Source organism: Rhodococcus sp. NPDC058505, from assembly GCF_042720095.1.
GTDB lineage: Bacteria > Actinomycetota > Actinomycetes > Mycobacteriales > Mycobacteriaceae > Rhodococcus_G.
Genome location: NZ_JBHXNB010000001.1, coordinates 313,076 through 325,350, shown reverse-complemented (window position 1 = coordinate 325,350; position 12,275 = coordinate 313,076). Strand labels below are relative to the sequence as shown.

At 71.4% G+C, this 12,275-nt stretch carries 12 protein-coding genes; 7 read left to right on the top strand and 5 right to left on the bottom strand.

Annotated features, from left to right (window positions below; genetic code table 11):
• The first annotated feature begins 70 nt into the window (after nucleotides 1-70).
• Nucleotides 71-652: a TetR/AcrR family transcriptional regulator gene (locus ACFWPA_RS01425; RefSeq protein WP_378506353.1), complete on the top strand. Its 582-nt coding sequence runs from the start codon at nucleotides 71-73 to the stop codon at nucleotides 650-652.
• A 14-nt stretch (nucleotides 653-666) separates the two neighbouring features.
• On the top strand, nucleotides 667-1,842 hold the full coding sequence (locus ACFWPA_RS01420; RefSeq protein WP_378506354.1) for a GDSL-type esterase/lipase family protein: 1,176 nt from the start codon (nucleotides 667-669) through the stop codon (nucleotides 1,840-1,842).
• A 20-nt stretch (nucleotides 1,843-1,862) separates the two neighbouring features.
• Here the strand turns inward: ACFWPA_RS01420 and ACFWPA_RS01415 are convergent, their stop codons facing one another.
• Together ACFWPA_RS01415 and ACFWPA_RS01410 are read right to left on the bottom strand one after the other, a co-directional pair.
• Nucleotides 1,863-2,090 carry a DUF5313 family protein gene (locus ACFWPA_RS01415; RefSeq protein WP_378506406.1) on the bottom strand — a complete coding sequence of 76 codons (228 nt, stop codon included), beginning with the start codon at nucleotides 2,088-2,090 and terminating at the stop codon, nucleotides 1,863-1,865.
• 32 nt (nucleotides 2,091-2,122) lie between these two features.
• Nucleotides 2,123-2,947 (bottom strand): Ku protein, encoded by an 825-nt coding sequence (locus tag ACFWPA_RS01410; RefSeq protein WP_378506407.1) that lies wholly within the window; start codon nucleotides 2,945-2,947, stop codon nucleotides 2,123-2,125.
• Nucleotides 2,948-3,056: 109 nt separating this feature from the next.
• On the opposite strand from ACFWPA_RS01410, the gene ligD reads away from it, so the two are divergent.
• From ligD to ACFWPA_RS01395, 3 genes are all read left to right on the top strand, one after another.
• Entirely contained in the window at nucleotides 3,057-4,895 is a 1,839-nt protein-coding gene (gene ligD / locus ACFWPA_RS01405; protein ID WP_378506355.1) for a non-homologous end-joining DNA ligase, read from the top strand.
• 106 nt (nucleotides 4,896-5,001) lie between these two features.
• Nucleotides 5,002-5,988, top strand: a complete 987-nt coding sequence (locus ACFWPA_RS01400; RefSeq protein ID WP_378506356.1) for an alkaline phosphatase family protein — start codon at nucleotides 5,002-5,004, stop codon at nucleotides 5,986-5,988.
• Between the two features lie 166 nt (nucleotides 5,989-6,154).
• Nucleotides 6,155-6,964 (top strand): metal-dependent hydrolase, encoded by an 810-nt coding sequence (locus ACFWPA_RS01395; RefSeq protein ID WP_378506357.1) that lies wholly within the window; start codon nucleotides 6,155-6,157, stop codon nucleotides 6,962-6,964.
• Here ACFWPA_RS01395 and ACFWPA_RS01390 read toward each other — a convergent pair.
• Nucleotides 6,931-7,974, bottom strand: a complete 1,044-nt coding sequence (locus ACFWPA_RS01390) for a TIGR03617 family F420-dependent LLM class oxidoreductase (protein WP_378506358.1) — start codon at nucleotides 7,972-7,974, stop codon at nucleotides 6,931-6,933. The genes ACFWPA_RS01395 and ACFWPA_RS01390 overlap by 34 nt on opposite strands.
• Nucleotides 7,971-9,089 (bottom strand): lycopene cyclase family protein, encoded by a 1,119-nt coding sequence (locus tag ACFWPA_RS01385; RefSeq protein ID WP_378506359.1) that lies wholly within the window; start codon nucleotides 9,087-9,089, stop codon nucleotides 7,971-7,973. Before ACFWPA_RS01385 ends, ACFWPA_RS01390 begins: the two co-directional genes overlap by 4 nt.
• Nucleotides 9,090-9,266: 177 nt before the next feature.
• Here ACFWPA_RS01385 and ACFWPA_RS01380 point away from each other — a divergent pair, with 177 nt between their 5' ends.
• Complete coding sequence (locus ACFWPA_RS01380; protein WP_378506360.1) at nucleotides 9,267-10,898, top strand: ABC-F family ATP-binding cassette domain-containing protein; 1,632 nt, start codon at nucleotides 9,267-9,269, stop codon at nucleotides 10,896-10,898.
• A gap of 326 nt (nucleotides 10,899-11,224) precedes the next feature.
• Nucleotides 11,225-11,452: a helix-turn-helix domain-containing protein gene (locus ACFWPA_RS01375; protein WP_378506361.1), complete on the top strand. Its 228-nt coding sequence runs from the start codon at nucleotides 11,225-11,227 to the stop codon at nucleotides 11,450-11,452.
• 158 nt (nucleotides 11,453-11,610) lie between these two features.
• Here ACFWPA_RS01375 and ACFWPA_RS01370 read toward each other — a convergent pair whose 3' ends face one another.
• A complete protein-coding gene (locus ACFWPA_RS01370) occupies nucleotides 11,611-12,177 on the bottom strand; it encodes a TetR/AcrR family transcriptional regulator (RefSeq protein WP_378506362.1) in 567 nt (188 codons plus the stop codon).
• Nucleotides 12,178-12,275 lie beyond the last annotated feature (98 nt).

Genomic DNA, 12,275 nt, shown 5'->3' with positions numbered 1-12,275 from the left:
GGCGTCGCCTCCATTTGCCTACAGTATGTAGTTAGCTGCATAATGCCATTAGCCAGATTGGGGAGTGCTGATGGTTCGAGTGGGGTTGACCCCTGACCGGCTGACCCTCGCGGGCGCCGAGCTCGCCGACCAGGTGGGCTTCGAGCAGGTGACCGTGTCGGCGCTCGCGCGGCACTTCGGCGTGAAGTCCGCGAGCCTGTACTCGCACGTGAAGGGCACCGAGGACCTGAGAACGCGGATCGCATTGTTCGCCCTCGCGGAACTCGCCGACCGTGCCGCCGACGCCGTGGCAGGCCGGTCCGGCAAGGACGCGCTCGCCGCGTTCGCCGATGCCTACCGCGACTACGCGCGTGAGCATCCCGGCCGATTCGACGCCGCCCGATTGCGCCTGGATCCCGAGACGGCGGCGGCGAGCGCGGGAGTGCGGCACTCGCAGATGATGCGCGCGATCCTGCGGGGCTATGACCTGACCGAGCCCGGTCAGACCCACGCGGTTCGCCTGCTGGGCAGCGTCTTCCACGGCTACGTCACCCTCGAGCTGGCCGGCGGGTTCAGCCACACCGCCGTCGACTCGCAGCAGTCCTGGGAGTGGGTCGTCGACTCGCTCGACATCCTGCTGCGCACCCGAGCAGTCCCTGCCACCGAGAAGTAGGCGAGAAGTAGGAAATGACAAAGACCGACACCAGGTGGGTGACCACACCCATCACCGCAGATCTGCTGCGCGGCTTCCTGGACCTGGAACCGACCCGGCGCGGCGTGCTGCCGCATCGATTGCCCGCGGCGGCGCGCAAGCAGATCCCCGACAGTCAGCTCGCCATGGCCGAGGTGCAGCCGTCCGGAGTGCGGCTCGAATTCCGAACCCGCGCCACCACCATTGAACTGGACTCCCTGCCCACGAAGCGGGCCTACCGTGGCATGCCCGCGCTGCCGGACGGGGTCTACGACCTGCTCGCCGATGGCAAGCTCGCCGCGCAGGCGACGGTCGACGGCGGCAACGTCCACACGATCACCGACCTGCGCACCGGGGCAGCCGAACTGGCGGAGGGGCCAGCTGGCACCGCGCGGTTCACCGACCTACCCGCCGGTGACAAGCACATCGAGATCTGGTTGCCGCACGCGGAGATCACCGAGTTGATCGGCCTGCGCACGGACGCCCCGATCGAACCGATCACCTCCGACGGACGGCGGGTGTGGCTCCACCATGGCAGCTCTATCAGTCAAGGGTCCAACGCCGCGCACCCGAGCAGCATCTGGTCTGCGCTCGCCGCTCGGCACGGCGGCGGGGTCGAACTGATCAACCTCGGCTTCGGCGGTAGCGCGCTGCTCGACCCGTTCACCGCCCGCGCCATGCGCGACACTCCCGCGGACCTGATCAGCGTCAAGATCGGCATCAACATCGTCAACACCGACGCCATGCGGCTGCGCGCGTTCGGTCCGGCGGTGCACGGCTTCCTGGACACCGTCCGCGACGGGCACCCGCACATTCCGCTGCTGGTCGTGTCGCCGATCCTGTGCCCGATCCAGGAGGACACCCCCGGCCCGCTGGCGCCCGACTTCTCGACCGGCAGCATGCGGTTCAAGGCCACCGGCGACCCCGCCGACGTTGCGGCGGGTCGGCTGACGCTCAGCGTGATTCGCGATGAGCTGGCTCGGATCGTCGAACAGCGGGCCGTCGACGACCCGAATCTGCACTATCTGGACGGCCGGGACCTGTATGGGGACAACGACTTCGTCGAGCACCCGTTGCCCGACGCACTGCACCCCAACCCGGAGGGCCATCGCCGGATCGGGGAGAACTTTGTGCGGCACGTCTTCGCGGCCGGACGCCCGTTCGCGGAGTGAGGGCAGCTCGGCGCCGAGGCCTACTGGGTGCGGCGGTAGCGGGACTCGTAGTCGTCGCGTTCGGCGTCGAGCCGCTGCTGCCGATGCGCGTCGAGGAGTTCGGGATCGAGGCCGTGGCTGACGAGTCGGTGGCGCAGGTAGATCCGCTTGAGCGCGAACAGGAAGTAGACGAACGGCAGGAACAGCAGCAGCACCATGCCGATGCGGATGATCCAGGGTCCGGGGATGAGCAGCGGGGCGGCGAGGATCGGGACGCGTTAGAAGGTCTGATTCGGTACCGTCAGCCGGTCTTCGCCTTGTGCTTCGACGCGGGTTTCCCAGGCTCCTTCCTCGCCTCGTCCACGCTGCGCTGCAGCGCGGCGACGAGGTCGACGACCTCCGCGTCGGCCTCCCGCGTCGCACCAGCGGGAACGGACACCTTCTCGCCGCCTGCGGCGATGGTCTCATCCAGCAGCTTCTGCAGCTGCAGCTGGTAGTCGTCGGTGTACGACTCCGGCCGGAAATCCTCCGACATCGACTCCACCAGCATGGTGGCCATCGCGAGTTCCTTGTCGCTCGGCGTCGACGCGCCCTCAAGCTTCTCGAAGTCGGCGGCCCGGACCTCGTCCGGCCACAGCAGCGTCTGGATCACCAGGACGCCGTCGCGGACCCGCAGCGCGGCCAACCGGGTGCGCTGCCGCAGCGTGAAGTGCACCAGCGCGGTCCGGTCGCTCTCGGCCAGCGTCGACGCCAGCAGCTGATACGCCTTCGGTGAGGCCGAGTCGGGTTCGAGGAAGTAGCTCTTGTCCAGCAGGATCGGGTCGATCTGCTCCGACGGCACGAACTGCAGCACCGGAATTTCATGCTTCTCCGCGGCGGGGAGCTTGTCGAAGTCCTCGTCGGTGAGGACCACCTGCGCGCCGTCCTCGGACCGGTACGCCCGGTCGATGTCGGCGTACTGCACCACCTCGCCGCATTCGGAGCAGACCCGGTTGTAGCGGATCCGTCCGCCGTCCCTGCCGTGGACCTGATGGAACTTGATGTCGTGGTCCTCGGTGGCGGAGTAGACCTTCACCGGCACGTTGACGAGACCGAACGCGATGGAGCCTTTCCATATCGACCGCATCATCCCATGATGGTCCATACTGTGGGATCAGGCCAGGTGAAGTCGACTCGGTTGGCGGGGGCAGATGGCGCACAACGCGGTGGTTCGCGTCGGGAACAGGCGTCTGACCTTGACCAATCTCGACAAGGTGCTCTACCCGGAGTCGGGCACCACCAAGGCCGAGGTGCTGCAGTACGTCACCGAGATCGGCCCGGTGTTGCTGCCGCTGCTGACCGGACGGGCATTGACCCGCAAGCGGTGGCCCGACGGCACCGCGGCCGAGCCGTTCTTCCAGAAGAACGCGGAGACCGCGACGCCGGACTGGATTCCGCGGCACCCGCTCGCGGCGGGCTCGAAGACGGTGGACTATCCGGAGGTCACCGAGCTGGCCGCGCTGGTCTACTTCGCGCAGTCCGGGGCCCTCGAGTTCCACGTGCCGCAGTGGCGATTCGCGGACGACGGGACCCCGGCCGACCCGGACCGTCTGGTGATCGACCTCGATCCGGGTCCCGGGGTGGATCTCGACGCGTGCGCGCGGGTCGCGTTGCGGGTGCGGGCAGCGCTGGTGGCGCGCGGCCTCGACGCCCTCCCGGTGACGAGCGGCAGCAAGGGGATTCACCTCTATGCCGCGGTCCCTTCGGGGTGGACGTCGAGACGCTGCAGCGAGGTGGCGAAGGCGATCGCGGTGGAACTCGAGCGGCAGACCCCGGAGTCGGTCACCGCGACGATGACGCGGGCGCACCGGACCGGGAAGGTGTTCGTGGACTGGAGCCAGAACTCGGCGTCGAAGACCACCGTCTCGCCGTACTCGCTGCGCGGGACGGCCCGGCCGCATGCGGCGGCGCCGCGCACGTGGGACGAGCTCGCGGCGCCGGGACTGACGCAGCTGGAGTTCCCCGAGGTGCTCGCGCGGGTGCGGTCGGGCATCGCGCCCGCGGTGCTGCCGGGACCGGGGTCCGCCCCTGCCGCGTCCCCGGCGTGGTCGCCGATGCTCGCGACCGCGACCACCGCTGCCGACTTCGCGGGCCGCGCCGACCCTGCGGTGTGGGCGCTGGAGTACAAGTTCGACGGCATCCGCGCGCTGGTGCACTTCGACTCGGACGCCGCATCCGGCACGGAAACGGTGCGCCTGGTCAGCCGCAACGGGCACGATCTGACCGTCGGCTACCCGGAGCTGGTGCGGATTCCGGCCGCGCTACGCGGGCACGCCGGGGTCCTCGACGGCGAGATCGTCGCGTTCGGCACGGACGGCGCACCGAGTTTCGCGCGGCTGCAGCAGCGGATGGGACGCAGCAGGGCCGCTGACGCGGCGGCGGGCGCCGCGGCGAACCCGGTGGCCCTGCTGGTGTTCGACGTGCTCGAACTCGACGGCACCGTGCTCGCCGGGAAGCCGCTGCGGGACCGGCGCACCGTCCTGGACGCGATCCGGTTCGCGGCCGGGGAGCCCTGGCGGATTCCGGATCTCGCCGCCGAGGGGTTCACCGACGCCCTCGCGGCCAGCTCGGAGCGGCACATGGAGGGGTTGGTCGCGAAGCGGTGGGATTCGGTGTACCGGCCGGGGCGCTCGCCGAACTGGCTGAAGATCAAGCACTTTCGCAGCTGCGAGGTGGTGATCGGGGGCTGGCAGGCAGGGGAGGGCGGACGGGCGCGAGGTATCGGGTCGCTGCTCCTCGGTGCGGGTGACCCCGCAGCGCCGCGGTACGTCGGGAAGGTCGGCAGCGGGTTGACCGCGGCGGCACTGTCCGAGCTCGCCGACCGGACGGCGGCGCTGGCGACCGATCGCCCGTCGCTGGTGGGTGTTCCGGACGCCGAGGCGCGGACCGCGCACTGGCTGCGTCCGGAACTGGTTGCGGAGGTGCGGTTTTCTGAGGTCACGCCGGACGGCAGGCTGCGGCACCCGGTGTGGCGAGGGCTGCGGCCGGACCGATCCGTCGAGGATCTGGGTGACCCGCCGTCGTCGGCGCGGTGACCGGGAGGGGGAGATCGGGGGCCGTTCGGCGACGGGACGATGAACATCGCGGCGGGAAGGCCTCCTCGCCGTGCGATTGGTCTAGTCCTAAATCAGGATCGGGTGCGTGACCACGAACAAGCACATCGCAGCAACCACCACCACCCTTCTCGCCGCGGTCGCGGCAGGTGCCGTCCTCGCGGGCCCGGCAGCCGCGCAGGGCCTCGGAACCACCATCGTCGACCTCGGATCCACCTCGGGCGCACCGACACCGACCAAGACCGTCGTCATCGGCCTCGACGGAACCATGCTCGACCAGATCAAGGCCGCCGACGCGCCCCGGCTGAACCAACTGATCGCGGAGGGCACCAGCGGTGAGTCGTCCATCGCGGGCCACCCGACCATCTCCGGGCCGTCCTGGTCGACGATCCTCACCGGCGTCTGGAACGACAAGCACGGCGTGCAGGACAACTCGTTCGCCGGGGCGCGGTACGACCAGTACCCGACCGCCTTCACCCGGATCGAGACCGCGAACCCGGAACTGCACACCCAGTCGATCTCCACCTGGGACGGGATCGCGACCATCGCGGGCAGCGGGTCGCCCGCGGCCGACGTCGTCACCACCACCGCCAACGCGGGCAGCGTCGGCGCGACCGACACAGCGACCGCCACCGCTGTCGCGAACCAGATCGCCTCCGCCGGCCCCGATTTCATCTTCACCCAGCTCGACCAGGTCGACGGCGCCGGACACGCCGCAGGCACCGATGGGCCCGGCTACCAGAAGGCCCTGACCCGGGTCGACGCCGAGGTCGGCAGGATCGTCGACGCCGTCGACAGGCGCGCCGCCGACACCGGCGAGCAGTGGACCATCCTCGTCACCGCCGACCATGGCCACAAGCCGACCGGCGGTCACGGCGGCCAGACCCCGGAGGAGGCGACCACGTTCGTGATCGCCCGCGGCGCCGGGTACGCCGCGGGCGCCACCGACAACGGCTACACGATCGCCGACATCACCCCGACCGTGCTGACCAACCTCGGTGTCGCGCTGCCCGACAACCTGGATGGCGCACCGCTCGCGAAGACCGCGGCCGTGCTCCCGGTCTTCGGTTCGTAGTCCCGCCCTACCCCCTTTTCGCCCGCCTCGCCGGTGCTCCGCACCGGCGAGGCGGCGTTTGTGTCGGAGTCGATTGCTACATTCGGGCCGTCCTGAGCGGCTTCCTTCGGGTGGTGCTCGTGTTCGCCGTCGTCCGAAGGGTTTTCGCGTACGTGATGATGCTCTCATGGTGATGGGTGCGACCCACGCCGTCTCCGGTGCCGTCGCAGGCCTGCTTGCCGCCCAGGTGCTCCCTTCCGAGTGGGGCGGCCCGACGTCGACCGCCGAGATGTTCACCTTCGCAGGGGTGTGTGCTGGCGCGGCGCTGCTGCCGGACCTCGACACCACCCAGTCGACCGTCGCCCGCTCCTTCGGCCCGGCCAGCTGGGCGCTCGCCAAGGGCGTCGACAGCGTGTCGGTCGGGTACTACCGCATCACCCGCGGCAGGCGCGACCCCAAGCGACGGGGCGGGCACCGCACCCTCACCCACACCGCGCTGTTCGCGGTCGCGCTCAGCGCCCTGGTGTCCTGGCTGATCGTCGCGTTCGGACAGCCCGCGATCATCGGCACCCTGTTCCTGACGCTCGGGCTTGCGCTCCGCGGGCTCGCGGGCGGATGGGCGAAACGCAACGGCTGGGTCGCGGTCACCCTCGTCGCCGGGACCCTGTCCGCACTGACCTGGACCTGGTATCCGGACGAGGTGGGGTCGCGGGCGCTTGGGGTCGCGGTCGGGCTCGGCTGCGCGGTGCACTGCCTCGGCGACGCCATCACCAAGGAGGGGGTGCCGTTCCTTGCGCCGTTGCTGCCGTGGCGGGGGCGCCGCTGGTGGGAACTCCAGCTGCCGTCCTGGCTGTCGATCCGCGCGGGCGGCACGTTCGAACGCGCGCTGCTCGGGCCGCTGCTCACCCTCGTCGCGGTGGGGCTTGCGCTGTGGGCGCTGGACGGCGTTCCCGACGCGGTCGGTCAGACCCTCGGCGAGTTCGCGGCGCCGCGCTGAGGGACCGCGCCGAGGGCGGCGACCAGGTCCCGCACGTGGGCGAGGTCGACGTCGTAGCCGGGGAAGTAGCAGCACACCCGGTCGGCGTTGGCGCCGAAGCGGCGGTCGATCTCGGCCGCGCACTGCTCCGGGGTGCCGCGGACGGCGAGCGTGTCGACCATCGCGTCGTCGACCAACGCCACCATCTCCGCGACCGCGCCCCGCTTGGACAGCGCGTTGAGCGGTTCCTGCCGGTCCGCCCAGCCCTCCACCTCGAGCACCGGACGGTAGGCGGGCGTGGACGCGTAGAACGCGAGCAGCGCCCGCACCCCGGTGGTCGCCGCGGCGAGCTCGGTGTCGGTGCGGCCGGTCGCGACGATCACCTGCGGCACGACCTCGAACTCGCCGCGGTCCCGTCCGGCGCGGTCGAGGCCGAGCTCGACGGCGGGCAGGGTGCGCTGCCGGAAGTGCTGCTCGCTGTGGAACGGCATCACCAGCAGCCCATCCGCCACCTCCGCCGCGGTGCGGGTCATCACCGGGCCGAGGGCGCCCATCAGGATCGGCGGCGGCCCGGACCGGAGCGGACCGGGCACGAACGTCGGCGGCATCAGCGTGTGGGTGTGGAACTCGCCGCGAAAGTCCAGGCGCGACCCGGACTCCCACGCGTCGAAGATGGCTCGGATCGCGAGCACCATCTCCCGCATCCGGGCCGCGGGGCGTGACCACGCCGCCGAGTAGCGCTTCTCGATGTGCGGCCGGATCTGCGATCCCAGCCCGAGCCGGAACCGGCCCCCGGACATCGCCTGCAGGTCCCACGCCGCGTGCGCGAGGTGCATCGGGCTGCGCGGCAACGCGATCGCGACGTTCGTGGTCAGGTCCGCGTCGACGACCGGCGCGGCCGCCACCAGCGGGAAGAACACGTCGTGCGGTCCCTCGAAGGTGAACAGGCCCGCCGCCCCGGTCCCGGCCAGCTCCACCGCCCGACGGGCCGCGTCGGTGGGGGCGGCGTCCAGCTGGATCTCGACCTTCATCGGTGTCCTCTCCGCGGAAATGTGGCGCCGATCAGTGTGCGCCGCACCGGCATCGGCGCGCCGGTGAACAGCCGCCACATCGCGGCGGCGACGGCAACCGGGTCGGCGCGGTCCGACAGGTAGGCGCGCTGCGCGGCAACCGGCAACGCGAAGAACTGCCCGAAAAAGGCGGGGACCCGCTGGGGTGGCAGCGTGAGCAGGGCACGCAGTCCGATCCCGCGCAGCGCCCGCACCGCGCGAGCGGGCGCGGGCCACACCGCCGCCGCCGGGTCGCCCCCGGTGACCAGCGCGTGCACGACGGCGTCGGCGCAGGCGAGGGACGCGGCGACGCTGTACCCGGTGCCGGGGTGCGCGAGGCCGCCGCGGGACCCGAACCCGAACAGGTCCTGCCGCGGCGCGTGCACCGGAAACCGGACCCGCTCAACCGGCGCGTCGTCGGCGGCGGTGACGCCGCGCGCCGCGAGCCGGGTGCGCAGCCGCGTCCGCAGCACGGGCAGCGGCAGCGCGGGGCGGCCGACCAGGCAGGTCTCCTCGAGCAGGACCCGGTCGCTGCCGAGCGGCACCGCGTACAGGAACGACGGTGGCGCGCCGTCGGCGGCGCCGTTGTCGCCGCGCCAGTCCATGAACAGGGCGTCCGCGCCGCCGAGCGCGGGCCGCGCCACCGCACCCGACACGACGATCCCGTACGCCGTCTGCTCCGCCAACCCCGGCGCCCGGCGCACACCACGCGCGTCGACGACGGCGCGGGCGGCGACGCGGGTGCCGTCGGCGAGGGTGACGCCGGCGGCGTCGGCGCGGGCGGCGCGGCCCCGCAGCACCCGCACCGCGCCGAGGTCGAGCGCGGCAACCAGCGCGCCATTGTCGAGCACGACGTACTCGCGGTCGATGCGGTGCCGACCGCCCGCCCAGACGGTCGGCCGCGGCACCCGCGTTGCGACGACATCGGGGTCGAGCCAGCGCGGCAACTCGTCCGCCCACGCGCCGTAGGTCGGCGTCCACGGCCGGTCCGGCGCCGGGTCGACGGCCACCACGCCAAGCCCGGCCGCCGCGGCGCGATGCGCGAGGGCGCGGCCCGCCGGACCAAGGCCGAGGACTAGGAGGTCGGGGACAGTCACCCCGGTAGCTTGGCACGCGGTCCCGTCGCGTCGCCGCCGTCACCGATGCGGTCACCCCCGCGCCGGACCGGTAGACTGGTGGCTTCGTGCGCCCGCGACTGGCATCGTGCGCCCGCGACACCGCCCGTGGCGGCGTCCCGCCGTCAATCCGTCTGAAGTGCCCCGAGGAGTTCGCGCGTGATCACCGCCACCGACCTGGAAGTTCGTGCGGGCGTCCGGACCCTGCTCTCGGCGCCGGGATCGGCGCTGCGCGTGCAGGCGGGTGACCGGATCGGGCTGGTCGGCCGCAACGGCGCGGGCAAGACCACCACGCTGCGCATCCTCGCCGGGGAGGGGGAGCCGTACGCGGGCGTGGTCGTCCGCAGCGGCGATCTCGGTTACCTGCCGCAGGACCCGAAGGAGGGCAACCTCGACGTCCTCGCGAAGGACCGCGTGCTGTCCGCCCGCGGACTCGACGAGATCATCCGCAACATGGAGAAGCAGCAGGCGATCATGGCCGAGGCGGCCGACGACGCCGAACGCGACAAGGCGGTCCGCAAGTTCGGCAATCTCGAGGACCGGTTCTCCGCGCTCGGCGGGTACGTCGCCGAGTCCGAGGCCGCCCGGATCTGCCACAGCCTCGGGCTGCCGGACCGGGTGCTTGGTCAGCAGCTGCGCACCCTGTCCGGTGGTCAGCGTCGCCGCGTCGAGCTGGCCCGGATCCTGTTCGCGGCGTCCGACGGCTCCGGTGGCAAGTCGAACACGACGCTGCTGCTCGACGAGCCGACCAACCACCTCGACGCCGACTCGATCACCTGGCTGCGCGGGTTCCTGCAGAACCACGACGGCGGCCTGATCGTGATCAGTCACGACGTCGACCTGCTCGACGACGTCGTCAACAAGGTGTGGTTCCTCGACGCCGTCCGCGGTGAGGCCGACATCTACAACATGGGTTGGAAGAAGTACCTCGACGCCCGTGCCACCGACGAGCAGCGCCGCCGCCGCGAACGCGCCAACGCCGAGAAGAAGGCGTCCGCGCTGCGGCAGCAGGCGGCCAAGCTCGGCGCGAAGGCCACGAAGGCGACGGCCGCGCAGAACATGGCCAAGCGGGCCGACAAGCTGATCGCGGAGCTCGACGACGTCCGGGTCGCCGACAAGGTGGCGCACATCCGGTTCCCGGAGCCTGCGCCGTGCGGCAAGACGCCGCTGATGGCGAAGGACCTGACCAAGGTGTACGGGTCCCTGGAGATCTTCACCGGTGTCGACCTCGCGATCGACCGCGGTTCCCGCGTGGTGATCCTCGGCCTCAACGGCGCGGGCAAGACGACGCTGCTGCGGCTGCTCGCCGGCGCGGAGAAGCCGGATCTCGGCGAACTGGTGCCGGGGCACGGTCTCAAGACCGGCTACTTCGCGCAGGAGCACGACACCCTCGACGATCAGGCGTCGGTGTGGGAGAACATTCGGCACGCCGCGCCGGACGCGGGGGAGCAGGACCTGCGCGGGCTGCTCGGCGCGTTCATGTTCACCGGCCCGCAGCTCGACCAGCCCGCGGGCACCCTGTCCGGCGGCGAGAAGACCCGGCTCGCGCTGGCCGGTCTGGTGTCCTCGGCGGCGAACGTGCTGCTCCTCGACGAGCCGACCAACAACCTGGATCCGATCTCCCGCGAGCAGGTCCTGGAGGCGCTGCGCAGCTACACCGGCGCGGTCGTGCTGGTCACCCACGATCCGGGTGCCGCGGAGGCGCTGAACCCGGAGCGGGTGATCCTGCTGCCGGACGGCACCGAGGACCACTGGTCGCAGGAGTACCTGGACCTGATCACCCTGGCCTGATCACCCTGGCCTGAGCGAGCGCCGCCCGGCCCGGTCCGGCGCGCGAGGGCCCTGTGCACACACCTCTTCGGGCACGCACACCGGTGTTGGGCGTGCAGCATCCCTGCGCGTGCTGCAGCGCCGGTGTGCACCGGGGTTCCCGCCGTCCACACCGGGAAGGCCTGTGTGCACACACCTCTTCGGGCACGCGCACCGGTGTTGGGCGTGCAGCGTCCCTGCGGGTGCTGCAGTGGGGGTGTGCACCGGCGGCCGCGCCGGGAGCGGGCGCCGGATCTGTACTAGCCTGACCATCGAGAAGTGACTGGGATCACAGTCGGAGGTCGGTGATGGCGGAGCTCGCGTCGGTGCGCAAGGGGGTGCGGGTGTCCGGCGGCGCCAGGGACGCACTACAGACCGAGTTGCGCGACCGCTACCTGCGCGGCGCCAGCATCCGCAGCCTCGCCGACGCGACCGGCCGGTCCTACGGGTTCGTCCGGACGCTGCTCACCGAGGCGGGGGTCGAACTGCGCGGCCGCGGCGGCCCGAACCGGCGCCGTGCGACCCACGGCACCTGACGTCGCCGGGCAAGCACCCGTGTGCACACACCTTCTCGCTGACGCACACGGGTTCTGGACGCCGATTCCCCCTGTGCGTGCCGCACGATTTTGCGCTGTGCGTGCCGCACGATTTTGCGCTGTGCATGCGGCAGAAGGTGTGTGCAGGCGAGCGGCATTTACTCCTGCCGCCGGACCGATTCCTCCACGAGATCGAGTACCGCGGACAGGTTCTCGCCGCCGTGCCCGGACGCGATGCGCGCGATCAGCCCGTCGAGGACCAGGTCCAGGTAGCCGACCAGGACATCGGTGGGCAGATCGTCGCGCAGCCGGCCCGCCTCCTTCTGCCGTTCCAGCCGCGCGACGGTGGCCTCGGTGAGTTCGACGCCGCGTTCGCTCCATTCGCGGGCGAACTCCGGGTCGGTCCGTAGCCGCCGGGAGATCTCCACCCGCGTCGCGAGCCAGTCGAACTCGTCCGGTTTCGCGAGCAGGTCCCGCATCACCTGGACCAGGCCCTCCTCGGCGGCGACGTCGGCCATCCGGGTCGCGTCCTGCTGCGCGAGGGCGAGGAACAGGCCGTCCTTGTCCTTGAAATGGTGGAAGATCGCGCCCCGCGACAGTCCGGTGGCGTCCTCGAGCCTGCGCACGGTCGCACCCTCGTACCCGTACTCGGCGAAGCAGCGGCGGGCGCCGTCGAGGATCTGCCGACGGCGCGCAGCCAGATGGTCGTCACTGACCTTGGGCACGGGCTTCCTCCTTCGTCGGTCGCCTGTGCGTGTTTTCGGCCAAGGCAACCCTCCTTCGTCGGGTCACCTGTGCGCGTTTTCGGCCGTCGCGAGATACC

Excerpts from the sequence above, each read along its gene's own strand:
- ACFWPA_RS01425 (WP_378506353.1), top strand. The coding sequence starts at position 71 with ATGGTTCGAGTGGGGTTGACCCCTGACCGGCTGACCCTCGCGGGCGCC.
- ACFWPA_RS01420 (WP_378506354.1), top strand. The coding sequence starts at position 667 with ATGACAAAGACCGACACCAGGTGGGTGACCACACCCATCACCGCAGAT.
- ACFWPA_RS01410 (WP_378506407.1), bottom strand. The coding sequence starts at position 2,947 with ATGCGGTCGATATGGAAAGGCTCCATCGCGTTCGGTCTCGTCAACGTG.
- ACFWPA_RS01395 (WP_378506357.1), top strand. The coding sequence starts at position 6,155 with ATGGTGATGGGTGCGACCCACGCCGTCTCCGGTGCCGTCGCAGGCCTG.
- ACFWPA_RS01390 (WP_378506358.1), bottom strand. The coding sequence starts at position 7,974 with ATGAAGGTCGAGATCCAGCTGGACGCCGCCCCCACCGACGCGGCCCGT.
- ACFWPA_RS01375 (WP_378506361.1), top strand. The coding sequence starts at position 11,225 with ATGGCGGAGCTCGCGTCGGTGCGCAAGGGGGTGCGGGTGTCCGGCGGC.